General features: G+C 56.5%; 21 protein-coding genes. 9 read left to right on the top strand and 12 right to left on the bottom strand.

From position 1 onward, the window contains the following. The coding region (locus tag QV747_RS13980; protein ID WP_288791520.1) for a retention module-containing protein at window positions 1-877 on the bottom strand (877 nt) is incomplete at its 3' end. Window positions 878-1,063: 186 nt separating this feature from the next. Then, window positions 1,064-2,041, bottom strand: a complete 978-nt coding sequence (locus QV747_RS13985) for a LacI family DNA-binding transcriptional regulator (protein WP_273432007.1) — start codon at window positions 2,039-2,041, stop codon at window positions 1,064-1,066. 219 nt (window positions 2,042-2,260) lie between these two features. On the opposite strand from QV747_RS13985, the gene hisC reads away from it, so the two are divergent. Next, on the top strand, window positions 2,261-3,316 hold the full coding sequence (hisC, locus tag QV747_RS13990; protein WP_273432005.1) for a histidinol-phosphate transaminase: 1,056 nt from the start codon (window positions 2,261-2,263) through the stop codon (window positions 3,314-3,316). Between the two features lie 192 nt (window positions 3,317-3,508). Beyond that, the gene (gene aqpZ / locus QV747_RS13995) at window positions 3,509-4,207 is read left to right on the top strand and encodes an aquaporin Z (RefSeq protein WP_273432003.1); all 699 of its coding nucleotides are present in this window, start codon (window positions 3,509-3,511) and stop codon (window positions 4,205-4,207) included. 65 nt (window positions 4,208-4,272) lie between these two features. Here the strand turns inward: aqpZ and QV747_RS14000 are convergent, their stop codons facing one another. From QV747_RS14000 to QV747_RS14010, 3 genes are all read right to left on the bottom strand, one after another. After that, on the bottom strand, window positions 4,273-4,794 hold the full coding sequence (locus tag QV747_RS14000; RefSeq protein ID WP_273432001.1) for a bifunctional adenosylcobinamide kinase/adenosylcobinamide-phosphate guanylyltransferase: 522 nt from the start codon (window positions 4,792-4,794) through the stop codon (window positions 4,273-4,275). Between the two features lie 13 nt (window positions 4,795-4,807). Further along, window positions 4,808-5,692, bottom strand: a complete 885-nt coding sequence (locus tag QV747_RS14005; protein ID WP_047393517.1) for a DMT family transporter — start codon at window positions 5,690-5,692, stop codon at window positions 4,808-4,810. Between the two features lie 84 nt (window positions 5,693-5,776). After that, window positions 5,777-8,392 carry an ATP-binding protein gene (locus QV747_RS14010; RefSeq protein ID WP_273431998.1) on the bottom strand — a complete coding sequence of 872 codons (2,616 nt, stop codon included), beginning with the start codon at window positions 8,390-8,392 and terminating at the stop codon, window positions 5,777-5,779. Between the two features lie 97 nt (window positions 8,393-8,489). On the opposite strand from QV747_RS14010, the gene rlmD reads away from it, so the two are divergent. The 3 genes from rlmD (at window position 8,490) to QV747_RS14025 (ending at window position 12,134) form a co-directional block, all read left to right on the top strand. Continuing rightward, window positions 8,490-9,797, top strand: coding sequence for a 23S rRNA (uracil(1939)-C(5))-methyltransferase RlmD (gene rlmD, locus QV747_RS14015; protein WP_034619413.1), 1,308 nt, complete (start codon window positions 8,490-8,492; stop codon window positions 9,795-9,797). 229 nt (window positions 9,798-10,026) lie between these two features. Continuing rightward, window positions 10,027-11,187, top strand: a complete 1,161-nt coding sequence (locus tag QV747_RS14020) for a glycoside hydrolase family 18 protein (protein WP_273431996.1) — start codon at window positions 10,027-10,029, stop codon at window positions 11,185-11,187. A 152-nt stretch (window positions 11,188-11,339) separates the two neighbouring features. Next, a complete protein-coding gene (locus tag QV747_RS14025) occupies window positions 11,340-12,134 on the top strand; it encodes a LuxR C-terminal-related transcriptional regulator (RefSeq protein WP_273431994.1) in 795 nt (264 codons plus the stop codon). 18 nt (window positions 12,135-12,152) lie between these two features. On the opposite strand, the gene QV747_RS14030 is transcribed toward QV747_RS14025, so the two are convergent. The 4 genes from QV747_RS14030 to QV747_RS14045 form a co-directional block, all read right to left on the bottom strand. After that, window positions 12,153-13,763, bottom strand: coding sequence for a glycoside hydrolase family 3 protein (locus QV747_RS14030; RefSeq protein ID WP_273431992.1), 1,611 nt, complete (start codon window positions 13,761-13,763; stop codon window positions 12,153-12,155). Window positions 13,764-13,942: 179 nt separating this feature from the next. Then, window positions 13,943-14,917, bottom strand: a complete 975-nt coding sequence (locus tag QV747_RS14035; protein ID WP_051258892.1) for an ABC transporter permease — start codon at window positions 14,915-14,917, stop codon at window positions 13,943-13,945. Between the two features lie 9 nt (window positions 14,918-14,926). Further along, the gene (locus QV747_RS14040) at window positions 14,927-16,420 is read right to left on the bottom strand and encodes a sugar ABC transporter ATP-binding protein (protein ID WP_273431989.1); all 1,494 of its coding nucleotides are present in this window, start codon (window positions 16,418-16,420) and stop codon (window positions 14,927-14,929) included. A gap of 71 nt (window positions 16,421-16,491) precedes the next feature. Beyond that, complete coding sequence (locus QV747_RS14045) at window positions 16,492-17,547, bottom strand: substrate-binding domain-containing protein (RefSeq protein WP_273431987.1); 1,056 nt, start codon at window positions 17,545-17,547, stop codon at window positions 16,492-16,494. A 461-nt stretch (window positions 17,548-18,008) separates the two neighbouring features. Here QV747_RS14045 and QV747_RS14050 point away from each other — a divergent pair, with 461 nt between their 5' ends. Further along, entirely contained in the window at window positions 18,009-18,581 is a 573-nt protein-coding gene (locus QV747_RS14050) for a TMEM175 family protein (protein WP_273431985.1), read from the top strand. Between the two features lie 58 nt (window positions 18,582-18,639). Here the strand turns inward: QV747_RS14050 and QV747_RS14055 are convergent, their stop codons facing one another. The 3 genes from QV747_RS14055 to QV747_RS14065 all read right to left on the bottom strand — a co-directional run bounded on the left by QV747_RS14055 (window position 18,640) and on the right by QV747_RS14065 (window position 21,630). Next, window positions 18,640-20,211, bottom strand: a complete 1,572-nt coding sequence (locus tag QV747_RS14055) for a methyl-accepting chemotaxis protein (RefSeq protein ID WP_273431983.1) — start codon at window positions 20,209-20,211, stop codon at window positions 18,640-18,642. A 222-nt stretch (window positions 20,212-20,433) separates the two neighbouring features. After that, complete coding sequence (htpX, locus tag QV747_RS14060; RefSeq protein WP_273431981.1) at window positions 20,434-21,312, bottom strand: protease HtpX; 879 nt, start codon at window positions 21,310-21,312, stop codon at window positions 20,434-20,436. Between the two features lie 30 nt (window positions 21,313-21,342). Beyond that, window positions 21,343-21,630 carry a hypothetical protein gene (locus QV747_RS14065; protein ID WP_273431979.1) on the bottom strand — a complete coding sequence of 96 codons (288 nt, stop codon included), beginning with the start codon at window positions 21,628-21,630 and terminating at the stop codon, window positions 21,343-21,345. A 153-nt stretch (window positions 21,631-21,783) separates the two neighbouring features. Between QV747_RS14065 and QV747_RS14070 the strand changes: the two genes are divergently transcribed. The 3 genes from QV747_RS14070 to QV747_RS14080 all read left to right on the top strand — a co-directional run bounded on the left by QV747_RS14070 (window position 21,784) and on the right by QV747_RS14080 (window position 24,145). Further along, a complete protein-coding gene (locus QV747_RS14070; RefSeq protein WP_047393522.1) occupies window positions 21,784-22,650 on the top strand; it encodes a LysR family transcriptional regulator in 867 nt (288 codons plus the stop codon). A gap of 175 nt (window positions 22,651-22,825) precedes the next feature. Next, window positions 22,826-23,746 carry a branched-chain amino acid transaminase gene (locus tag QV747_RS14075; protein WP_273431976.1) on the top strand — a complete coding sequence of 307 codons (921 nt, stop codon included), beginning with the start codon at window positions 22,826-22,828 and terminating at the stop codon, window positions 23,744-23,746. 198 nt (window positions 23,747-23,944) lie between these two features. Then, window positions 23,945-24,145 (top strand): zinc-finger domain-containing protein, encoded by a 201-nt coding sequence (locus QV747_RS14080; protein ID WP_028449834.1) that lies wholly within the window; start codon window positions 23,945-23,947, stop codon window positions 24,143-24,145. Window positions 24,146-24,187 lie beyond the last annotated feature (42 nt).

Here is a 24,187-nt window from a genome sequence, read left to right on the forward strand (position 1 = left end):
ACGAGAATTTCTCGTCGTTTTCGTTCACGCCATCGGCAACGGTGGTGGTTTTCACCAGAACGTCATTGGTGCCGGCAGTCAGCGCAATCGCGCCGGTGTACACGGTCCAGGTTTTACCGCCATCCAGGCTGTAGCTGTATTGGCCTTTGCTGTAGTCGCTTGGGCTCAGTGCAGTGCCGTCGGCCAGGGTCAGTGTCAGGGTGCTGCCGGCGGCGGCTTTTTCAACGTGAACGGCGAAGACGGCGTCTTTGCCTTCGGCGACAGTGATGTCGTTGGTGTTGCCGGCGGCAGCGCCTGGATTACCAATGGTGATCGAGGGTGTTTCAACCGGTGGCTCTGGTGGCAAAACAATCTCGGGTTCCGGCTGCGGGAGCGTTGCGTATTCTGGCACGGTCAAGTCAGGAGCCGCGCCGTTTGCACCAAAATTAAAGCTGACTGGCGATACGTTTTCGGCGATACGGAGCAAACGAACGAATCCAGCGCCTTCGCCCTCTGCACCGGCACCATTCAAGCCCGCGGCAGTGGCTTCAAGTTCATCTGAAAGATCTTTGCCCTGATTAAGCGCAGTAATGATCTGATCGGCACTCGTTTCGGCCTGAGCCACACGCGCCTCGGTCACGTCGGTTGTCGCGCCGCCGCTTAGATCTCCATCGATCAACATATCGCGGCCGGCGGCCAGCTCAACGACCTGACCATTGGGCAACAGTAAGGTGGCATGGCCAGTTGCAGAGGTAAAAATCACCTGCCCTTCTTGCAGTGGCTGGCCGACTTGCAGCGGGGTTTCTTTACCACTGGCATCCCGCACAAATGCAACACCATCAACCAAAACAATGGATTTCGCTGCTGATTTAACGCCCTGAGCTGCAACACTCGCCATGACCAAATTCCTGAGATTAGATTACCAGCCAAGGAATATAGGGGGGGGCGGAAAAATATACGACTGTACCGAAGTACATTCCTTACTAAAAAAGGCCTAGACGAGCGATTTGACTAAGCATTTTCGATCAAGGTCGAGCCACTGATGCAGTCCTTGCCCCGCCCCTAGCCAGCCGCGGTGCTTTTACTAGCGGCTTGTACTCGCGCGCTGCAACACGCGTACCGCGTGCAAACTGTCGCGCGTTGCTTGGTGGCGGGCGAGCTCCAGTAATTGCCGCATCCCGGAAATACCGAGCGCCGCCTGATCCACCGCGACAGTGGTCAGGCCGGCATCGGCGGCGCTGGGGATATTGTCAAAGCCAGCCACGGCGATTTGCTGGGGCACGCGAATACCGTGGCTGCGCAGCTGGCGCAGCACTTCCAGCGCGCAGGCGTCGTTGTAGGCGATGATGGCATCGGGCGGATTGATGCCCGCCAGCCATTGCCGCAATACATGTTGCACCCCAGCCGCGAGGTCTAGCCCGGGCGGAATCAGCCTCTCCAGCGCCGGATCAGCCAAACGCCCGGCATTAAATAACGCCTGCCGATAGCCGCGCTCGCGTAAACGAATCGAATAATGCGCCAGCGAGCCACACAAAAATGCAATGCGCTGATAGCCCTGCGCGAGTAATTGCGCCGTCAGCGCCTGCGTGCCCGCAAGATTGTCCGGGTTCACACTCGGCAGCCCCGGCGCGCTGCTGTCGATCAGTGTCATCGGCTTGCCCAGCGCCTGCGCGATGGCCAGCGTTTCCGGCTCCAGAAAACCCACGGCCAGAATCGCATCGGCCTCTTGTAGTAATAATTGCCGACGTATTGAGCTAGAAGGCTTAACAGCAAAGGGTTGCAGCTCAATACCCATAGGGGTACATACATCACGCGCGCCTTGCTCGACGGCCGAATAAAACGGCACCGCGCTTGAACGGGTGTGCTGACTATGCAGCAGAAACAATACTTTGCGCAGCGGCGCCGGCTCTAGCCGCCCTAGGTCGTAGCCCAGCGCGGCGGCCTGTTGAAAGACCCGCTGCCGGGTTTCGGGCGAAACCCCACCCTGATGCTTAAGCGCCCGCGACACGGTGCCAACCGAAACACCAACCGCGGCCGCCAGAGCGCGCATACTAATCGTCATAAAATGGCTTTGCCTCCATCCGGCGCCAAAAGCTGCGTCATTGTTTATGTGTCTTTATTTATCACTAAACACTAATCGGAGTGTCGGGGCTATGCAATCGCCTGACAAGCCACACCCGCCAAGCGGCCAATCCCGCGGGCTTTTTTTACCCAAGCTTGCGCGCAAAGGGCAAGCCACTTGGTAGAATCGGCTTTTGTCCTTGCCAAACAAGAGCCTGTCATGAGCCGTTTCTGGAGTCCCGTCGTTCACACGCTCACCCCCTACACCCCGGGCGAGCAGCCGAAGATCACCAACCTGATCAAGCTCAACACCAATGAAAATCCCTACGGCCCCTCGCCCAAAGCCATCGCCGCCATGCAAGCGGCCGTGGCCGACACGCTGCGGCTGTATCCGGATCCGAATGGCGATGTGCTCAAAGACGCGATTGCTCATTATCACGGCCTGAGCCGCCAGCAGGTATTTGTTGGTAATAGCTCGGATGAAGTGCTGGCGCACACCTTTCAGGCGCTGCTGAAACACGAGCGCCCGCTTCTGTTTCCGGACATCACCTACAGCTTTTATCCGGTGTATTGCGGCTTGTATGGCATTGATTTTCGCACCGTGCCGCTGACGGCGGATTTCTGCATCGACCCGGCCGATTACACCGGTGGCGGCGCGATTATTTTCCCTAATCCAAATGCCCCAACCGGCATTTTGCTGCCGCTGGCGCAGATCGAAGCGCTGCTGCAGCGCTACCCCGACCAGGTGCTGGTGGTGGATGAAGCCTATGTGGATTTTGGCGGCGAAAGCGCCATTAGGCTGCTTGCGCGCTACGATAATCTGCTGGTGGTGCAAACGCTGTCGAAATCGCGCTCGCTGGCAGGGCTGCGAGTGGGCTTTGCGGTCGGCCACCCTGATTTGATCGCCGGACTGGAACGCGTAAAAAACAGCTTTAATAGTTATCCGCTGGATCGGGTGGCGCTGGCCGGCGCGGTAGCCGCATTTGAAGATGAGGGGTATTTCGCGCAAACCTGCGCAGCGATTAACGCCAGCCGCGATACCCTCACAACGCAACTGCATGAGCTGGGTTTTGAAGTGCTGCCTTCCAGTGCCAATTTCGTGTTTGCCCGCCACCCAGGCCACGATGCCGCCACCTTGGCCGCCGCCCTGCGCGAACGCGCCATTATCGTGCGCCACTTTAAACAGGCTCGCATCGAGCAATTCCTGCGCATTTCGATTGGAACCCCCGAAGAATGCGCGGCGCTCGTAAGCGCCCTGCGCGAGATCCTCGCTTAAGCCCCCACACCGGTCAGACCCAGTCTGACCGGCCCCTTGCCGCGACACAAGCCACTATTACACGAAATCGGGGTGATTTTTCGCCCCATTCGTCATAAACCGTAAGCCTTTAAAAAGGTAAACTCTCCTAACCGGGTTGCCAGCCCAAGCAAAGCTGGTATCCACCCACCACATCGATAGGGAGAGTTCATCATGTATTCGATACAACAACGCCTCGCGGCCGAATTCATCGGCACCTTCTGGCTCGTCTTGGGCGGCTGCGGTAGCGCCGTGCTGGCGGCCGCATTTCCACAATTAGGCATCGGTTTTGTCGGTGTGGCGCTGGCGTTTGGTCTGACCGTACTCACCATGGCTTATGCGATTGGGCATATTTCCGGCTGCCACCTCAACCCAGCCGTGACGCTTGGCCTCGTGGCCGGCGGGCGTTTTCCAGCCAAAGAGCTGCCCTCTTACTGGATTGCCCAAGTGCTGGGCGGGATCGCCGGCGCGGCAGTGCTGTATCTGATCGCCAGCGGTAAAGCCGGCTTTGTGGCCGGTGGCTTTGCCAGCAATGGCTTTGGCGAGCTCTCGCCGGGCGGCTATGCGCTGGGCGCAGTCTTGCTGGCCGAGGCAGTCCTCACCGCGATGTTCATGCTGATTATCTTGGGCAGCACCGATCAGCGCGCACCGGCTGGGCTGGCGCCAATCGCGATCGGCCTGGGGCTGACGCTGATTCACCTAATCTCGATTCCGGTCAGCAATACCTCGGTAAACCCAGCGCGGAGTCTGGCGGTGGCCTTGTTTGCCAATACGGCTGCGCTGCAGCAGGTGTGGGTCTTCTGGCTGGCGCCACTGGCCGGTGCGGCGGTTGCGGGGCTGATTTATAACTGGCTGGGCAAAGCCAAGGCTTAATCTTCAGCACGCAATAAAAAGCCGCGCATTGCGCGGCTTTTTATTTGCTGCAAACGGCACAAGAATCAAGCTACGGGCGCTTTCACTGTCAGCGGCAAGCCCGCCACCATCAGCACCACTTCAGTCGCCTGCGCGGCGATGTGCTGCATAAAGCTGCCATGCAGATCGACAAAATGCCGGCCCATCTGGGTTTCGGCATGCAGGCTCCAGCCCAGCTCATTGCCCACCGCGATCACCGTCGGCGGACTTACCGCGGTAAACGCCTGCCAGCGTTGTTTGGCGGTGGCCAGCGTGGCCTCACGCTCGTATTGGCTATCAGTAAACAGATTGGTCAGCCACAGGGTAATGCAATCGAGCACCAGCACTTCCCCGCCAAAACCGTGCGCGGCCAGGTCAACGTCTTGCTCCAGATTCACCCAGCACGCATCGCGCTCAGCCTGATGGCGGCGGATGCGCTCGGCAAAATCCTCATCCCACACCCGCGCGGTGGCCAGATAGCCCGGCTGCGCAGCCAGCGCCAGCGCGCGTTGTTCGGCATAGCGGCTTTTGCCGCTTTTCTGGGCGCCAGTCACCAAAATAAGCTGCATATACCCCCCACTCCTATTGCCCACTAGGCAATTTAAAACCATGCTCAGCGTAATATACCCCACAGAGGATAAACGCCGCACCGGTCAGGCCAATCAGGGTGAGCCGCTCGCCCAGCGCCAACACGGCGGTGATCAAGGTCACCACCGGAATCAGGTAGATGTAATTGCTGGCCTTCACCGAGCCAATCAGGTTCACGGCCTTATTCCAGGCCACATAACAAACCGCCGATGCCACCACGCCCAGAAACAGCATATTGCCGGCCGAAGCGCTCAGCCACAGCCCCAGATCGAGCCGATAGTGCGTGAAATACAACGCCGGCAGCATGGTAAGCAAACCATAGAAAAATACTTGCCGGGTTAAATACAGATAACCGTATTTGTCACCCATTTTGCGCAATTGCAGGCAATACAAGGCCCAGGCCGCGCCCGCCAGCAGCGCCAGCAAGTCGCCCAGCGGGTTGAGTTTGAGCACGACGCTGCCGTTAAACATCACCACAGCGACGCCCAGCAGCGCCAGGAGCGAGCCCAGCACAAACTGCCGGCTCAGTTTTTGTTCGTGGGTGATGTAATGGGCAAAAATCGCAGTGAGTAGCGGTGCGGAAGACACCAGCAGGCCCACATTCGAAGCCTGCGTGTATTGCAGGGCAAAGTTTTCAAACAGGAAATACAGCGTCACGCCACACAGGCCCAGCCCGAAAAAGCGCAGCTCTTCACGCGGCGCCTGCCAGGCAAAGCGGGGGTGCAGCACACACAAGACCAGAAAGGCCAAGACAAAGCGATCAAAGGCAATCTCAACCGGGCTGCGTACGCCCAGCAAGACCTTGGTCGAGACAAAAGTCACGCCCCAGACCAACACACAGAACAGCACCAGCAGATGCCCGGCAAGTTTGGAATTCATGCGTAATACGGCCAGCTAAAACAGAGAGGATAACAGCTCGCCCCGCGGCTGCCCTGCGGGTTTTCCCTAATCCAGCCTTGCGCTTTAATCCAGTGCGCTGGCGATGACCGGCAGCGGGTATTCGTCTTCCTGCTCGGGCAGGTAGTACGAGAGCATGTCTTGCAGGCGGGCAAACTCCAGCGGCTTGGCCAAAAAGCCATCCATGCCAGCGGCCAGACACTGCTGCTCGCTGCTTTCAAAGGCATTGGCGGTCAGGGCAATGATCGGCAGATGGCGAAACTGCGCTTGGCTGCGCAAAATACGCGTGGCCTCAATGCCATCCATTTCCGGCATTTGCCAATCCATCAGCACCAGATCAAAACGCTCGCGGCTGAGCATGTCCACCGCATCTTTGCCGCTATGGGCGATTTTCACCGTGCAGCCCAGCTTGCGCAAAAAGGCGCTCACCACACGTTGATTCATCGGGTTGTCTTCGGCCACCAGAATATGCCCGTGATACTGGCGTACCGGATTAGGCGCGCTGGGCAAGGCGGGCTGGGTTTCGAGTAGTTTTTTCAGGCTGCGAATCAGGCCCACTTCATTTAGCGCCGGCTTGGCAATAAAGCCATGCCGCAAATGCGCATTACTCGGTGCTTGCCAGCCCAGCGTGAGAATGCTCGCCCCCAGTGGTGGCGTATGGCCGCAGGCATCGCCCTTGGGCGCTTCATCCACCAGCCATAAGGCGTGCTCGCTGGCCGCGCCCGGAGCCTGTAATTGCACCTCAGAGGCAATCAACAAACGGCGTATCCAGCCCAGCGACCAATCCAGCTGTCCGCACAGCACCACCGGCCGGCCAGCCAGCGAGGCCAGCGTGGGCAAAATGCGTGGCCGCACTGTGTCATCCGCACCCAGCGGTAGGCGCACGGTAAAACAGGCGCCCTGCCCCAGCTCGGATTCCACGCTAATGCTACCGCCCATTAATTCGATCAAAAGCTTGCAAATGGCCAGCCCCAGCCCCGTGCCGCCGTAGCGCCGCGTCGAGCCCGAATCGGCCTGATAAAAGCGCTGGAACAGCAATGCCTGCTGCGCTTTGCTCACGCCAATACCGGTATCGCGCACCGCCAGCTCAATCATGCCACCTTGGGTTTGCGCGCTAACATACACTCCGCCGCGCTCGGTAAATTTAAGCGCATTGGCCACCAGATTGGTCATCACCTGTTTGAGCCGCAAGCCATCGCCATAAAAGCGCACCGGAAACACGGGCGCGATATCCAGCACCAACTCTAGCCGCCGCTCGACCGCTCGCGAAGCCAGCATACTGCAGGAGTCTTCCAGCACTTCCTGCAGATTGAAAAAATCCTGTTTCAGCTCGAATTTGCCAGCTTCGATCTTGGAATAATCCAGCAGATCATTCACCAACAAAGCCAGCGAATCACCCGACTTGCGGATATTGCTAACATATTCGGCTTGCTCTTTATCCAGCCGGGTATCGGCCAGCAGCTGGGCAAAGCCCAGCACCCCATTCAGCGGAGTGCGAATTTCATGGCTGATGGTGGCTAGAAAATCAGATTTAGCCCGGCTCGCCGCCTCGGCTTCGTCTTTGGCATGGGCCAGCGCGGCGGTTTGCTGCGACAGGCGGGCATTCAAGAGCAGCATCTCTTGCTGCACCTGCTTGGCGCGAATCAACTGCGCCACAATCGCGGCAAATAGCTTCATCACTTCGCGCTGATACGGCATCAGCGTGCGACGGCGCAAGAAATTATCCGCAGCCAGCCAGCCCAGATGCTTGCCATCGGCATAGAGGCCCACGAGTGAATTCCAGCCCCGGCCGACCACGACTTTGTTGTAGTAAATCGGCGCATCTTCTTTAACGATCACTTCGCCGGGGCTTTTGGCGGCATCAAAAAAGATCTGCCGCTGCGGAATCGGCTCGCTATACCAGTGCTCGTCAGTGAGCTCACCAAAATTATCAGTGCCATAGGTGCCGATCATCAGGTTTTTGTCGTGATCGGCCAGAAACAGCGCCAGCCGGTCGATGCCCAGATCGGTAATCGCAGCCTGCACTGCCGAGCGGTAGAGGGTATCCAGATCTGGGGTTTGTGTCAGGCGCAAAGTAACCTGGTGGAGCACCCGCAGCAGCTCACGGTATTCTTCCGCGCGCTGCAGGCTTTGCTGCAAACGGCGGGTCATTTCATCCAGCCCCAGCTCGGTACCACTAAGCAGGCTGTCGATGCGGTCGGCCAGCATGCCGGCAAGCGCCGCGTATTCCATCCGGAATGAAGCGGTATCGAGGTATTTTTCCAGCCGCGCGACATCCGAGAGCTCAACATACAGCAGCGCCACCAGCTGATCGTTGTGCTTCAGTGGCAAGATCCAGCGCACCAGCTGCGGCACTTCGCTGCTATCCAGATCCCAAATATCCTGCACCTGAAAATCCACCGGCCGCACCGAGAGCGCCGGCTCGCGCAGCTGCCACAAGAGCTCTTCGACCGCTAGACCGAAAAAGGCTTCGGGCCGTTGTGGCTCGGCAAAACACAGTGGTTTGAGGCCAATCACGGCTTGGGCGTGAATCTGCAGAGTATTTTCTGCCGCCGGCAAAATCAGGAAAGTGCGGCGGGCCTCAAACGCCGCACACACCGCCCCCACCAGATGTTCGGCAAATAATTCCCAGGTTTTCGCCTGCAAGAGCGCAGGTAAATTGAGAACGGATTCGAGCTTCATGAGCAGCAACCCAGCAGCGAACCGGTTAGCGCCGCAGCACGATGCGGGCCAAGCTCGGTTATAATTGACGACTATTGCCTAAATTTTTGGACTCAAAATGACCAACCCAACCGCCCACATTGAATCACTCGACCACGAAGGTCATGGCGTTGCCCGAGTCGATGGCAAAACCATTTTTATCGACGGCGCTTTGCCGTTCGAAACCGTGACGTACAGCAGCTATCGCAAAAAGCCAAACTTTGAAAACGCGCAAGCTATCGCCATACATAATGACAGCTTTATGCGGGTAAAACCAAAATGCCCGCACTTTGGTGTCTGCGGTGGCTGTTCGATGCAACACATGGAATTCGGCGCCCAAGTGGCCGCCAAACAGCGCGTGCTGGAAGACAATCTGGAGCGCATTGGCAGCGTTCACCCGCAAGCCATGCTGCCCGCGATTTACGGCCCGGCCTGGGGTTATCGCCATCGGGCGCGCTTATCCGCGCGCTTTGTGGCCAAAAAAGGCACGGTACTGGTCGGCTTTCATGAAAAGCGCTCGAGCTTTATTGCCGACATGACCGAATGCCATATCTTGCCCCCGCATGTTTCGGCCCAATTGCCGGCGCTGCGCGAGCTGATCAAGAAGCTGTCGATTTTTGATCGCATGCCGCAAGTCGAGCTAGCGGTGGGCGCCAAGATCACCGTGCTGGTATTCCGCAATATGGAAGCCATCAACGACGACGATCTGGCCCATTTCAAAGCCTATGCCGATCAATGGCAAGTGCAGATCTGGTTGCAACCCAAAGGCCCGGATACCGCCTACCCGCTGTATCCGCTCGATGCCCCGGCGCTCACTTACCTGATGCCGGAATTCAATATCGAAATGCCGTTCAAACCGACTGAATTCACTCAGGTGAATCACGGCATTAACCGCGTGATGGTCGAGCGCGCGCTGCATCTGCTCGACCCACAGCCGGGCGAGAAAATCGCCGACATGTTCTGTGGCTTGGGTAATTTCACCCTGCCTATCGCCCGCCGTGGCGCGCAGGTATTGGGGATGGAAGGCAGCCAGCAACTGGTAGAGCGCGCGCTGGAATCGGCCGCGCACAACGGCCTGGCCGAGCGCACCGAATTCACCGTGGCCAATCTTTTCGAGATGACCGAAGAATGGCTGGATCAGCTCGGCCGCTTTGACAAAATGTTGATCGATCCACCGCGCGATGGCGCGATGGAGCTGGTGAAATCCATCAGCGCCGAACACGGCCCGAAACGGATTGTGTATGTTTCCTGTAACCCGGCCACCTTGGCGCGCGATGCCAATGTGCTGGTGAATGTGAAAGGCTACACGCTCAAATCCGCTGGCGTGATAAATATGTTCCCGCATACGGCGCACGTCGAAAGCATCGCCTGGTTTGAAAAAGAATAAGCCGCCTCTGAGCCGGCCCCAACCCAAAAAAGACACACTACGGTGTGTCTTTTTTCATAGCCGAACCAACAACAAAGCAGGGGTATTGCCTTGTAAGCCATAAATTAAAAAGGCCATGAGGCAATACCCGGCAAGATCAGATTCAAACAAAGCCGTATCCAATTCAGACATGGGCGCATGCCTTACGCCACCTTATACTGGCCGCACTGTTTTTTACTCCGAGCGCCCGATGTCTGCCAAACTCCTCGCCCTTGCCGCCGTGCTGCTGAGCCAGCCGCTGCTGGCCAATGACAAACTGATTTCCTACCTGCCCACTTGGCGCGATGCCGACACGGTCGCCCGCTTTGGCCCCCAGCTGGCCAAGCTCGACTACGGCGTATTGTCGTTTATCGAAGTGAATGCCAAAGGCGAAGCTTATCTGGCCGCCGGCACGCAAGCAGGCCTCGCACTGTGGCAACCGCATTTAGCCGCCGCGCGCAAAGCCGGTAAATTTAACTGCATGTGGGCCTTGGGCGGCTGGACCGGCTCGAAAAACATCGCCAAAACTGCGCAAACCGAAGCGGGCCGCGCCAAGCTTATTCAATCGTCGATCGCCATCATGCGGCAAACCCAGTGCACGGGCCTTGATATCGATTGGGAACACCCGGTCACCGGCGGTGAGTATGCCGCTGACGCTAGCCCCGCCGATCTGGGCAACTGGGTGAGCCTGCTGCGCGAGCTGCGCACCGCGCTGGATGCCGCCGGCAAACAGGATAAAAAAACCTACCTGCTCACCACCGCCATTCCCGCCAATAACGGCGGCTGGGTGATGCAGGGGTATGATTTGAAAAACGGCCTGCCGTACCTGAATTGGGTCAATCTGATGGCCTATGATCGTAGCGGCGGCTGGTCAAAGAACGCCACCCTGCACGCCAGCCTCTACCCCACCCCGGGCGACCCGGATGGCGTCACGCTGGCTAGCAATAAAGCGGTGGAATACTTCATCAAACAAGGCGCCAAACCCGAGCAGCTGGTCTTAGGCGTACCGTTTTATGTGCGCGCCATGGGCAATGTCGAGCCCGGCGCGCAAGGTAATGGGCTAGCGCAACAAAGCAGCGGTCCCGGCCTGAAAGACGAAGCCGAACCGGGCGTGGCCACCTGGGCCGATTTCCAACGTAAATACGCCAAAGCCCCTGGCTGGCAAGCCTATCGCTCCATGGAGGCCGGCAATGCGCCCTACCTGTACCACCCGGGTAAAAAAGAGTTGCTGAGCTACGACGATCCGGCCTCGCTCACCGAAAAGGTCAAATTCGTCAAAAGTCGCCAACTCGGTGGCGTAATGATCTGGGAAATGACGCAAGACGACGCGCAATTTACCCTGCTGAACACGCTGATTAAAGCGCTGCGCTAGTAGCCGCGTACCAAACCGCGGCCGGCGCCTACTCAGGCGCCGGTCGCGCGTTGCGGGCATAAGCGGAACATGGTTGGTGTTATAGGCGGCTGATTTGTCTGCGCCGCCCTGCTGCGATAAGATCACAGCAGTAATCATCCAGCCCCTGACGCATGCATAATTTGACGACTCATTTGCCTGATGACGCTTTGCTGCTCAAGCTGACCGCGCTGCAACACGTTCTGTCGTACCGCAATATCTTTGTGATTAGCTTTTTTAGCTCGGGCGAAATCCTGTCGCACAATTATCCTTCGCACGACAATGCCAAGCGTCTGGATGACTTTGCCTTTCTGATCGGCAAAGACAATCTGATCGCAATTAGTGCCCTGAGCAAAACCTCGGTCACCGGTGCGGACGGCTGGAAGTTTTACAACCGTAATTTGCAATTGCATTTATTTCGCGTGAATGCGCAATTATGGAATCTGGAAGTCGGCTCCCAAGAGGACGAGAGCGATCCGCATTTGAGCAACCCCGATTTTGAGAAGTTTTACAGCCTGACCGAAACATTGAGCGATGTGCGCGAATGGCAAGATGGCGGGGAAATGGATGAATTGCTCGCGCGGATCCGCGATGTCCATTTGCCGAAAATCCGGCAGGTAAAAGCCTCGATTAGCGACCCGATTCTGGGTATGTGCCTTGATCTGATTGAAGGTATGGTGGTCTCTACGCTCAATGAAGATGCCGACATCGATGCCAGCCTGTACGCCCTGCTCACCCCTTCCGAAGTGCAGGTGGCCAAGTTTATCAAGCTGGGCATGTCAACCAAGGAAATTGCCACCAGCCTGAGCGTAGCCTCCAAGACGGTCGAAAATCACCGCAATAGCTTGCGCGCCAAACTAGGCATTACCAATAAAGGCATCAACCTGCGCAATTATTTAATCACCCTGGGCTCTCACCCAGGGGTATAGACCACCAAACCAATTAAATTAAAGCACGCCAGCACATACCCTTGCGGCCGCCCGTGCGCTGCATTCGCGGCTGGAATACGCGCACAAGTACGGCACATCACTGGCCAGTGCCTCGTAGCCACTGCGTAGGCCCACCACCATCAACCGCGCGCCCAACTCCCGGCGCAAAGTGGCCACCAGCTCACGCGAGGCCGTTTGCGCAAAATCTTCCCCGGGTAGCGGGTAGTTTTCTGTTACCGCCAGCACCAGCGCATCGGCAGCCGACGCTTGATTCAAGAGCCAAGCCTGCGCGGCGCCATGATCAAGAATCAGCAAGCGATCTGCCTCGACATGCAGGCTGATTTCTGCGGCAAAGTAATCAAAAGCGCTCACCGCTTGATTGGGGCCAATCCCGCGCGGATTCATTAAATTGGCGTAATCGGCCAGCGGTGTCGTTTGAATCACCACCACCTGCTGCCCGGGCTTAAGCGGCAAGCACTGCGCCGGGTCGCGCAAGATTTTCACCGCCGCCTGCGCGGCCTGTGTTTCGACATCAAGATGCGCGGGCAGATCAAAATCCTGATACAAGGCCATGGGCTGCAAACGCGCCAATTTGAACGCCACCACGCGGCTGACGATGCTATCGAGCTCGGGGAAACGCCCCGCGCGCGCTTCGGCCACCAGCGCCTCGAGCATGGCTAATTGATTATCCAGATAGGCCGTATTGTGATCGTAATGCTCCTCAGACAGCATGATCATGTCGATGCCGGCCTTAAACGCCAGCAAGGCAGCCTCAACTGGCGCGTAATTGCGCCGAATCGCCCCCATATTCATGCTATCGGAAATCACAATCCCGCCAAAGCCCAGCTGTTCGCGCAGCACCCCACGCAAAATCGCAGCCGACAGGGTTGCCGGATGCGTCGCATCAAGCTGGGGATAGCGAATGTGCGAGGTCATCACCAGATCCACGCCGGCATCCACCGCGGCCTTAAATGGCAGCAAGTCTTGCTGCATTAATTGCGCCAATGATTTATCCACCACCGGAATCTCGCGATGGGTATCGCCCGTGGTATCTCCATGCCCCGGAAAATGTTTGGCGCATACGGCAATCCCGCCACGATGCCCGCCCTGCACAGCGGCCGCCACATGTTGCGCCACTTGTTCGGGTTTTTCGCCAAAGGCGCGCGTATCGATAATCGGTGAATTGGGCTTGAGATTGACATCCGAGCACGGCCCTAGCACGCAGTTAAACCCGGCCGAGCGCATTTGCTCGCCAAACACCGCATACATGGCGGCCGTGAGCTCAGTCTGATTGGCCGCACCCAGCGCCAGATTGCCCGGCCCGGTGGTGGATTCGGGCGTTAAGACACTCCACGCGCCTTCCTGATCAACCCCTAGGAGCAAAGGCACATGGGCGGCGCGCTGCGCCACGATGCGGGCCATGGCCTGGGTTAATTGGCGCGCCTCAGCAAAGGTTTCGGCATTGTCCTGGCTTAAGTAACAACCGCCCAAATTGTATTGCTCAATTAATATCCGGGCGGCTTCGGCCTGCTTGCCGGGAAACGCCAGAATAAATAATTGCCCTACTTTTTCAGCCACAGACCAACTGGCCACCAGCTGGCCGGCCTGCTCAAGATAGCGTTCAAACATCATCAAGCCCCTTGGTGTACGAAGAATCAAATCTCAGGTGCACTGCAATTACAAAGATGAAAAGTAAAACCGACAGGCAAAGCTCCGCCATGGGTATCTGCAGCAAGTGCAGTTACCCCAAGGCTTAGAGTTATATACAGAGAGAGGGTATTTAAATCCGGCGCAGTCGCTTTAGCGAACTAGGCCTTTTTCTTTTTCCGCAAAGTGCCCATCGTGAGCGTGACGGCAAAGATGATGATGATGCCGCGCAGGATTAATTGCTGATCCACATTCAAGCCCATCAGCACCAGCCCGTTGTTCACCATGCCCATAATCAGCGCCCCGATCAGCGCGCCCACCACGGTGCCTTTGCCACCAAACAAGCTGGTGCCGCCAATGATCACCGCCGCAATCACCATCATCAGATCACTTTCGCCCAAGGTGTAGCGGGCACTTTGCAAGCGTCCGGCATATAAAATCCCGGCGAGCGCCGCCAAGGTGGCATTGAGCACCAAGACATACAGCTTGACGCGATTAACATTAATCCCCGAATACATCGCCGAGATTTTATTGCCGCCACTGGCCAGTACTTCTTTGCCAAAGCTGGTTTTGCGCAGTAATACATGCCCACCGGCGGCGATGACCATCATCCAGATAAACAGCACCGAAATCGGCCCAATATCGCCCGAGCCAAAAATAAAGGCGAAGGTTTCGTGATCGACCGGAATCGTCTGTAATTCAGTCACCCAGCGCGTAATGCCGGTGATAATGCCGGTCATCCCCAGCGTCACCAGAAACGAAGGAATGCCCACTTTCGCGACAAACAGGCCGTTAATCAAACCACACAAGGCACCGACCCCCAGCGCAGCCGGTACGGCGATCCAGATGCCGTAGGGTAAGAGCAGCGCCACCGTCACCGCCGACAGCGCGACCACCGCACCAAACGATAAATCAATCTCCGCGGCCGACAACACAAACGTCATCCCGACCGCCATGATCGAAATCATGGCAGTCTGCCGCGCGATATTCATCAGATTGCCGGCTTCTAAAAAGCCTTTGTCGTGCAGAAAAACCGAGAAAAAAACAAACAGCCCGACAAACACAAAATAAATAATCAGGTGTTGCCATTGCCCCAAACTCAATGGCAAAGCGGTGCGTTTAATGGCGATATCCATGATGCATCCTCACTGTACGGCGGCCAGCAGCCGCTCTTCGGTTGTTGCCGCCAATTGCGCAGCGATCCGCCCTTTTTTCACGATATAAGTCGTATCGCAAAAGCTGGCGATTTCGCTGTATTCACTCGATACAAACACCACCGCATTCCCCTGCTGCACGTAGTCATTCACGATGTGCATGATTTCATGCTTGGCCGCCAGATCGATCCCAAAGGTGGGGTCATCCAGCAGCAAGATTTTGGCCTGGGTATGCAGGCATTTGCCGATCACGACTTTTTGCTGATTACCGCCCGATAAATAGCGCACCGCCTGCTCAACCCCAGCGGTTTTCACCTGCAAGCGTTTGACCAATGCATGCGCCACTTCCGCCGCCCGATTCTGATCGATAAAGACAGGATTTGCCAGCTGGCGTAAAGAACACAGCCAGAGATTATCCAGCACGCTGAAATCCAGAATCAGGCCCTGGCTGCGCCGATCTTCGGGCACCAGATTAATGCCGTGGGCAATCGCCTGAGCGGGCGACTGTATCCGTACCGCGCGGCCATTAATCCGGATCTGCCCGCTCTGGAGTGGATCAAGCCCAAAAATCGCATTCAGGATTTCGGTGCGCCCGCTCCCCAACAGCCCAGCCAGCCCAACAACTTGCCCCGGATAAACCTTAAACGAGACTTCATCCAGATGGGAGGTGACTAGGTTTTCCACTTCCAGCAAGGGGGTGGCCGCCGGCGGGATCTCACTCGTGGCGCGCTGCCAGTTGGTTTGCCGCGCTACCGCCTCACCCAACATGGCCGCCACCAGCCGCGGCACCGAAGTTTCACTCACCGCCCATTGCTGCACGCAACGCCCTTCACGCAAGACACTCACGCGGTCGCAAATTTTGAAAATATCGCGCAGATAATGCGTGATATAAATCAGCGATACGCCTTCGCTTTGCAGGCGCCGAATCGCCACAAACAGCCGCTCGATCTCCTGATCGGATAAGGATGCTGTGGGTTCGTCTAGGATAATAATCCGCGCTTCACTCGATAGCGCCTTGGCAATTTCCACCAATTGCCGCTGCCCCATGCTAAGCGACTCGACCAATTGATCGGGCGAAATTTCATTGGCGACGCCGACTTTCTCTAAGAGCCGCAAGGTCGCCGCGCGCATTGCCTCGGCATCAAGCAAACCACCGACGACAATCCAGTTATTCATAAAAATATTGTCGGCCACCGACATGGTCGGCACGAGGCTGAGCTCCTGATACACCATGGCGATGCCCCGCGAGCGCGCGGCACTGGTCGAGCTAAAACTGGCGGGCTGGCCAAAGATGCTAAGGCTGCCCTGATCGGGTTGATGCGTGCCATTGAGCACCTTCATCAAGGTGGATTTACCGGCGCCATTTTGCCCGACCAGCGCATGAATCTCGCCCTGCGCTAATTCAAAATTCACGCCTTTTAATACTGCATTCCCATCAAACTGCTTGAAAATGCCTTTGGCTACGATGGCTGCTGCTGGTGACATAGCGATCTCCAACCAGGGGGTATACCCGCCAAGCGCAATTAGAATAATGTCTTAGCGGGCATACCCTATGCTTATTTACGATTTGCCAGGGCTTTTTGAATGGCATCGGGTGGCGTGCGCGACAAGGCTTTTTGCCATTGCGTGGCCAGATTGGCCGGCGTGACTTTGATCGCATCCACGGTCACAAAGGGTGGCGTTGGCTGATTCAGCAGCGCCAGCGCCCCCATGCGCGCCAGCGTTTTGCCCATGTCATACGGCAGATCGGACACAATCCCGGCGACATTACCGCCCTTCACCATATCCAGCGCATTGGCCGCCCCCAGATCCATGGTGACCACTTTGACATCCTTGCGCCCAGCCGCCCGCGCCGCGGCAGTCACCCCTTCGGCAATCGCATCCCACGGCGCGTAAATGGCTTTCACGCTCGGGTTTTGCGTCAGGATGGCGCCAGCGATCACTTCACCGTCGTTCGGGTTGGCAATGCCTTTATTAGCAATGACCTTAATGCCGGGGTATTTGGCCAGCTCAGATTTCACCGCGGCATCGCGCTGATTGGTGACATAGTAATTGGCCGCGTGATACATCAAGGCCACATCCCCTTTGCCACCAATGCTGCCAGCCATTAACTCTGCTGCGGCTTTGCCCATGCCGTACAAATCGTCGGTCACAATCCCGGCGTAATCTTTGCCCGGCTTAAAGCCCTGTGGCGCATTGCTGATGAACACCAGTTTGACGCCTTTATCGCTGGCTTGCCGGAAAGCCGCAGCCCCCGAAACCGGATCAATCACCAAAGAGATAATCACATCGGGTTTGAGCGCCAACACGGTTTCCAGATCGGTACGCTGCTTTTTCGAATCCATCTCGGCATCGGTCACCGCTACCACCGCAATACCCTGCTCGGCAAACACCTCTTTGGCACCCTTAATCAGCGCCGATGAAAAATCCGAGGTGGTGTGCATCAGAATGGCAGCTTTATATTGTTTACCTTGCAGCGCCTTGGTTTGCTCCGGCTTCAGGGTGACCTGTGTATACGGCGTGGGCTGTTCGCCATTGGGCCCAGTGGTGCCGCCGGCCAAAGCACACATACTGGCCACCGCGACAAACAGACCAACGAATTGTTTCATCATGCGCATCATCCACCTCTTAAGTTGTTTATCACATCGCAAAAATCGACCAAACCAACCAATCAACACCCACAAATAGGTGTTTTATAGGTAAATCACGAGCTGAGATTAGGTTCAAAAACATGTAGTGTCAATCAAGCACCTACGTTTGTTTCATTTGCGCACGGTCAATCCTTACCCAAAAGCCGCCAAACCGGGCTAAAAGTCGGACAAATACGAATGAAATTTAAGTACTCTGGCTGCGCAAACTACCTATTTGATAAGTGGTTTGCAGACAAAGCATAAATCGCAGCCTTTTGCTCGTCCGCCGATTTACGCGGCCGCGCTTGTCGTGCCGGCGATATGCTGGCGTAATGCTCACGGCGCATCAGTGCAACGTGAGCGAGCGCCAAGCACGAATCTAAAAGTAAAAGCGACTCAACGCCTCAGGCGGAGTTCACGCCTCACCGACAACAGGAGAACACATGCAAAAGAACCGACTCGAAGCCTTCAGTGATGGGGTGCTGGCGATTATCATCACCATCATGGTGCTGGAAATTAAGGTGCCGCATGGCGAGAGCTTTGCGGCGCTCAAACCGCTGTTGCCGGTATTGATGTGCTATGTGTTGAGCTTTATCTACGTCGGCATTTACTGGAATAACCACCACCATATGCTGCACGCCACCCGCAAGGTCAGCAGCCGGGTGCTCTGGGCGAATTTGCATCTGCTGTTCTGGCTGTCGCTCTTGCCCTTTGCGACGGGCTGGATGGGTGAAAACCATTTTGCGCAGCTGCCCGTGGCGATTTATGGCGGGGTGCTATTAATGGCGGCCATCGCTTACTGGATTTTGGTGCGGGCGATCATCCTTGTGGATGGGCCGGATTCGGTACTGGCCAAAGCGATTGGCGCAGATCGCAAGGGCAATTGGTCGGTGCTCTTGTATTTGCTCGCGATTCCGCTGGCCTTTTATCAAGAGCTGCTGGCGGGCGCCATCTATATCATCGTGGCGATTATTTGGTTGATTCCAGACCAACGCATTGAGCGGGTTTTAGACTAAACCCCAACAAAAAGGCCAGCGCGCAAGCTGGCCTTTTTGCATTGCCCACCCAGCCGCTTTAGCGCGTGCGCAGTTTGGCCATGCTGCCATCAAGCTGATTGGCCACATCTTGCAGGCGGCGCATGTCTTGCGTGATGGTTTGGCTGCCCTGCACGGTTTGATTCAGACCTTGGGCAATTTCGCCAATCTGCTGGTTGATCGCGCTGGCGGTGCGGCTTTGCTCATCCACCGTGGTGGCAATGGCGCCCATTTTTTCAGCCACCATCACCGCCATGCCATCAATGCGCTGCAAGGCATCGGCGACAATTTCACCGTCGCGATTGCATTCGCTCAAATAGTGGCCGGCGGCGGTCACCGCTTTGCCGGTTTGCTCGCTGGTCTGGCGAGTACCATCCAGAATTTCCTGAATCGTGCGGGTTGAATCGCTGGTGTTTTGCGCCAGCTTACGCACTTCATCGGCCACCACGGCAAAACCACGGCCATGCTCGCCGGCGCGGGCGGCTTCAATCGCAGCATTTAGCGCCAGCAAATTGGTTTGATCGGCAATGTCTTTGATCGTGGCGCTGACATTAACAATGCGGCCAAACGATTGGGCCATATCCTGCATGGCCTGCTCCACCGCGGCAAAGTGGCTAGACAGCGCCTGCAAGTTGCCCAGTGTGGTTTGCCCGGCCTGATTGGCCGATTGTGTGGCCACTTTAGCCTCACTGGCCGCGTTGGAAGCCGCCTGCGCCAGCTCCCCCACGTAATGCACGGTATCGGTCATTTCGTGGGTGGCGTGGCTGATTTCGTTCAGCCGCTGTGATTGTTCATCCATATTGCGCGTGGCCTGATTGGCGAGCTCAGTAATATGTCGCGCATCGCTGCGGGTATGCTGTGCGGCCTGCTGGGCACTAGAGAGCACCTGCATCAGCTGGGTAAGGAAATGATTAATCGCCTGCCCCAGCTGGCCAAATTCGTCGGCGCCTTCTGGCATCCGCAAGGTGAGATCGCCATTTTGCAAATGCTGGGCCACGGTTTCCATCGCCTGCAGTTTGTTGCGCAGATGATGGGCAAAATACAGCGAGAAACCAATAATCAGCACGCCGCCCAGCACCAACGGCAGCAACACCAGCCAGACAATCTGCTTCACCCGGGTGGCAAAGCTGCGGTCGGCCTCCTGCGCCTGCTGCTGCTCTTGCCGAATAATCTGGTCCAGCTCGCCCAAGAGTGGCGCCAGATCATTGCGGTACAGCTGCTCGGGCATCGCTAGCGCATCTTCGGGCGCGGTTTCGGCGATGACGGCGGCTTGTTTAAATTGCTTGAGGTAGCGCTGCCAGTTGTCTTGCAGTAAGCGGGTGATGGCCTGTTGCTCGCCTGCGGCCAGTTTCAAGGTTTGGCTGGTGGCGGCGATTTGCTGGCCGTAGTGATCGAGCTGGCTATTGATATCGGGCTGCATCACATCCAGCCGCGAGGTGGTGAGCATATCGACTTTCAGCTGCACCAGCTGATTGGCGGCCTGCTGCGAGGTGCGGTAGGTTTGGTAGCTGTCATTGAGCTGCTGCAGATTCCAGCCCGCCAGTAACACGCCAATACCGAGGGCGACCCCGATCAGAATGCGTCCAAAAAAGAGTTGCGCTGCGATTTTCATGGCGGGGTGTATCCGGTATTGCTAATACAGGGCACTCTAACCAGCCAAAATGACAAAATCATGACAAAGATCTCGGCACTAACCCCTAGCCAGTCCGCCAATACCTTGCAGGGGTACTGGCCTCAAGTCCATGATTTTGCTTGTTTTCAAACAGATACCCATAAAAAAGGCCACGCTATGCGTGGCCTTTTTTAGCTTCGACCTTTAGTCGAAAAGATCTATTTAGCGCAGATTTTGCAGCGCAGCGATGCGCTCTTCCATCGATGGGTGCGAGCTAAACAGCGAGCTCCAGCCGGCTTTATTCGAAATCCCAGAGGCCGCCATATTGCTTGGCAAGGCGCTTGGCGCCATCCCGCCAAGGCGACGCAGTGCATCGATCATCGAGCCACTTTCGCCCATTAGCTGTGCCGCACCGGCATCGGCGCGGAATTCGCGCTGGCGCGAGAAATACATCACGATCACGCTAGCCAAAATCCCGAACACGATGTCACAGACAATCACGGTGATCATATAGCCAATGCCGGGGCCGGATGATTCTTCGTCATTGCGTTTGAGGAAGGAATCCACCAGATAACCCACCACGCGCGCTAGGAAGAACACAAAGGTATTCACCACGCCCTGAATCAGCGTCAGCGTCACCATATCGCCGTTTTTCACATGCGCGACTTCGTGCGCCAACACCGCTTCGATTTCACGGTGTGTCATGCTGTACAAAAGGCCGGTTGATACCGCCACCAGCGAGTTATTTTTGCTCGGGCCGGTCGCAAACGCATTCGGCTCGCCTTCGTAAATCGCCACTTCCGGCATCGCAATGCCAGCGCGCTGCGCCAAACGCGCCACGGTATCAAACAGCCATTGCTCATCCTGATTGCGCGGGCGCTCGATTACTTGCGCGCCCGTGCTCCATTTGGCCATGGTTTTAGACATCGCCAGCGAAATAAAGGCGCCACCAAAACCCATCACGGCGGCAAACATCAGCAGCATGCCCAGATTCAGGCCATTGGCAGTCAGAAAACGATTGAGGCCAAAGACACTCACAAAAATGCCCAACACCACCATGATGGCGATATTGGTGGCAATTAATAGAATCGTTCGTTTCACAATCCACTCCTTATTAAATGGTTGCTCGGATTATACGGTAGCCGCTTGTCGCCACAGGATGCTTTTGCAGCGCGCACAAGCGATGCCACACTGTTTAGCCCTTAGAGCGATCTGAACTTTTTCAGTTCCACCACACTGATAGCAACTAATGCCTTGCTTGCCCACTAAATCAGAGTGCCAGTGCCGATATTCAATCTCGGTCATCTGCGTATGCAGCCAATTTTGTGCCCCAGGCAAGTACAGCAAGTACCGTTGAACAAGATGAAAACCAAACGGGATTTCCTTCAGTAACCACGCCAGATTGAAGAACTTGGTCATTTCTTTTCCTTCTACCACCGCCTGCTAAGGTTTGCCGATCAATCACTGCTGGCTCGTTGCAACACTGAGATAGGCTGTAGCATAAACTGGACTTTACAGTTTCCAACATCAGCCTTACGCTTAGAAATCTTCAGTTTTTTTCGAAAGATAGCCATGCTGGGGCTCAACTATAAACATCTGCAGTATTTCTGGGTGGTGGCCAAAGAGGGCGGCATTAGTGCGGCCGCGCGCAAGCTCGGGATTACGGCGCAGACCATCAGCGGCCAAGTCAGCTTGCTGGAGCAAGACATCGGCCAGAGCTTGTTTAGCCAAGTCGGGCGCAATTTGCAGCTCACCGAAGCGGGCCGCACCATGCTGCATTACGCCGATCAGATTTTCATGCTGGGCAATGAGCTGCAAGAAGCCATGGAACGGGGCGAGAGCCAGCGCGCGCGGCTGAATATCGGTATTGTCGACGCCATCCCCAAATCCATCGCGCAGCAGCTGCTCGCGCCCCTGAGCGGCGCCACGGTGAAATTGGTGTGCATTGATGGCAGCCTAGATGAACTCTGCGCCAAGCTGGCCTTGCATCAGCTCGATTTGGTGCTGGCCGATCAGGCCGGCAGCGAAGCGCAATCGTTGCGCCTGCAAAGCCATGCCTTGGTGTATGCACCGATTATGCTCCTGGGCACGCCAGAATTAGTCGCGCGCTATCAGGATGATTTTCCCCAGCAACTGAATGGCGCGCCCTTGCTGCTGCCCACCCGCAATACCGCGCTGCGCTTGCAGCTAGATGTCTGGCTAGCCGAGCATCATCTGCAACCGGATATCGTGGGTGAGTTTTCCGATAGCGCGCTGATGCACACCTTCGCTAAGACGGGTATTGGCTTCTACCCCAGCCCAGTCATCCCTTCCAAGCCGATACCCAGCAATGAGTTAACCTCCTTAGGACATTTATCCGGCGTGATTGCGCAATACCATGCGCTGTATAGTCCGAAAAAAATCATGCACCCCGCCATTGCCAAACTGCTGGAGCAATAACCCCACCGCAGCGCAGCGCCGGTTGGCCCAGCCCGCCGCTTGCCCTTGATTTTGTGCCACATTCACCTATGCACGCGGCAGGGCGACAAATCTCGCGGGCGGTGCACATCTAGTCGGCTATTTTCGGTTACAATCGCCGCTTTCCCGAATACAAGATTCTTGGCAGGAGATCAGCATGTCTTTAGCAGATCGCGACGGCGTCATTTGGTACGACGGCAAACTGGTGGACTGGCGTGGCGCGACCACCCACGTCCTCACCCACACCCTGCATTACGGCATGGGCGTGTTTGAAGGCGTGCGCGCGTACGAAACGCCCAAAGGCACCGCGATCTTCCGCCTACAAGATCACACCGAGCGTCTGCTCAATTCGGCCAAGATTTTCCAGATGAAAATCCCGTATAGCGCCGAAGAGCTCAACGAAGCGCAAAAAACCGTGGTTCGCGAAAACCAGCTCAAATCATGTTATCTGCGCCCGCTGGCCTTTATCGGCAGCGAAAAGCTGGGCATTGCCGCCAGCAATAACAGCATCCACACCGTGGTGGCCGCGTGGCCGTGGGGCGCTTATTTGGGCGATGATGGCCTGACCAAAGGCATTCGCGTAAAAACCTCTAGCTTTACCCGTCACCATGTGAATGTTTCCATGGTGCGCGCCAAAGCATGCGGCTATTACATCAACTCGATCTTGGCTCACCAAGAAGCCGCCGCCGATGGCTACGATGAAGCGCTCGTACTCGATACCGATGGCTATGCCTCGGAAGGCGCGGGTGAAAACCTGTTTATCGTGAAAAAAGGCGTGATCTACACACCGGACGTGGCTTCTTGCCTGGATGGCATTACCCGCAACACCGTACTGACGCTGGCCCGCGAAGAAGGCCTGCAGATCATCGAAAAACGCATCACCCGTGATGAAATCTACACGGCCGACGAAGCGTTCTTCACTGGCACCGCTGCCGAAGTAACCCCGATTCGCGAGCTGGATAACCGCGCAATTGGCGCCGGCGTGCGCGGCCCGATCACCGAGCTTTTGCAAAAACGCTATTTCGATTGCGTAAAAGGCCTGGATCCAAAACACGAAGACTGGCTAACCCTGGTTTAAGCTAGCAAGACTGAACGAAGTAAGCGCCGCAGCGTTTTGCCAGCGAGGCTTCACCACCGGCAGTACCAGCGCGTACGGCCAAGGTGAAGCCAAGTAAATAAAGCGCTGAGCTTACTACTGACTGCATGGGTATACCCCGCTAGGGCTGATAATGATTAGCCTAGCAAGCAATACCCCACTCGCTGACTGGAGATCATTATGAGTCTGATCGACAATACTCAAAAAGAAATCGAAGTAACTGCCCACGACGTGCCCCTGCACTGTCCGATGCCGAATATGAATAAATGGAATTCGCACCCACGCGTCTTCCTCGACATCGCCAAAACCGGCAAAGCGCAATGCCCATACTGTGGCACGCACTACAAGCTGAAAGAAGGCGAAGTCATCAAAGGCCATTAATCGGCCGCGGGATTTCCCGCTCGCGAGCAAGCGGTGCGCCAG

Origin of the sequence: uncultured Chitinibacter sp., assembly GCF_945957625.1 — a bacterium.
Classification (GTDB): Bacteria; Pseudomonadota; Gammaproteobacteria; order Burkholderiales; family Chitinibacteraceae; genus Chitinibacter; species Chitinibacter tainanensis.

What these genes read in the sequence shown, in the direction of transcription:
- QV747_RS13985 (WP_273432007.1), bottom strand. Translation starts at nt 2,041, where the DNA reads ATGACGATTAGTATGCGCGCTCTGGCGGCCGCGGTTGGTGTTTCGGTT.
- hisC (WP_273432005.1), top strand. Translation starts at nt 2,261, where the DNA reads ATGAGCCGTTTCTGGAGTCCCGTCGTTCACACGCTCACCCCCTACACC.
- aqpZ (WP_273432003.1), top strand. Translation starts at nt 3,509, where the DNA reads ATGTATTCGATACAACAACGCCTCGCGGCCGAATTCATCGGCACCTTC.
- QV747_RS14000 (WP_273432001.1), bottom strand. Translation starts at nt 4,794, where the DNA reads ATGCAGCTTATTTTGGTGACTGGCGCCCAGAAAAGCGGCAAAAGCCGC.
- QV747_RS14005 (WP_047393517.1), bottom strand. Translation starts at nt 5,692, where the DNA reads ATGAATTCCAAACTTGCCGGGCATCTGCTGGTGCTGTTCTGTGTGTTG.
- QV747_RS14010 (WP_273431998.1), bottom strand. Translation starts at nt 8,392, where the DNA reads ATGAAGCTCGAATCCGTTCTCAATTTACCTGCGCTCTTGCAGGCGAAA.
- rlmD (WP_034619413.1), top strand. Translation starts at nt 8,490, where the DNA reads ATGACCAACCCAACCGCCCACATTGAATCACTCGACCACGAAGGTCAT.
- QV747_RS14020 (WP_273431996.1), top strand. Translation starts at nt 10,027, where the DNA reads ATGTCTGCCAAACTCCTCGCCCTTGCCGCCGTGCTGCTGAGCCAGCCG.
- QV747_RS14025 (WP_273431994.1), top strand. Translation starts at nt 11,340, where the DNA reads ATGCATAATTTGACGACTCATTTGCCTGATGACGCTTTGCTGCTCAAG.
- QV747_RS14030 (WP_273431992.1), bottom strand. Translation starts at nt 13,763, where the DNA reads ATGTTTGAACGCTATCTTGAGCAGGCCGGCCAGCTGGTGGCCAGTTGG.
- QV747_RS14035 (WP_051258892.1), bottom strand. Translation starts at nt 14,917, where the DNA reads ATGGATATCGCCATTAAACGCACCGCTTTGCCATTGAGTTTGGGGCAA.
- QV747_RS14040 (WP_273431989.1), bottom strand. Translation starts at nt 16,420, where the DNA reads ATGTCACCAGCAGCAGCCATCGTAGCCAAAGGCATTTTCAAGCAGTTT.
- QV747_RS14045 (WP_273431987.1), bottom strand. Translation starts at nt 17,547, where the DNA reads ATGATGAAACAATTCGTTGGTCTGTTTGTCGCGGTGGCCAGTATGTGT.
- QV747_RS14050 (WP_273431985.1), top strand. Translation starts at nt 18,009, where the DNA reads ATGCAAAAGAACCGACTCGAAGCCTTCAGTGATGGGGTGCTGGCGATT.
- QV747_RS14055 (WP_273431983.1), bottom strand. Translation starts at nt 20,211, where the DNA reads ATGAAAATCGCAGCGCAACTCTTTTTTGGACGCATTCTGATCGGGGTC.
- QV747_RS14065 (WP_273431979.1), bottom strand. Translation starts at nt 21,630, where the DNA reads ATGACCAAGTTCTTCAATCTGGCGTGGTTACTGAAGGAAATCCCGTTT.
- QV747_RS14070 (WP_047393522.1), top strand. Translation starts at nt 21,784, where the DNA reads ATGCTGGGGCTCAACTATAAACATCTGCAGTATTTCTGGGTGGTGGCC.
- QV747_RS14075 (WP_273431976.1), top strand. Translation starts at nt 22,826, where the DNA reads ATGTCTTTAGCAGATCGCGACGGCGTCATTTGGTACGACGGCAAACTG.
- QV747_RS14080 (WP_028449834.1), top strand. Translation starts at nt 23,945, where the DNA reads ATGAGTCTGATCGACAATACTCAAAAAGAAATCGAAGTAACTGCCCAC.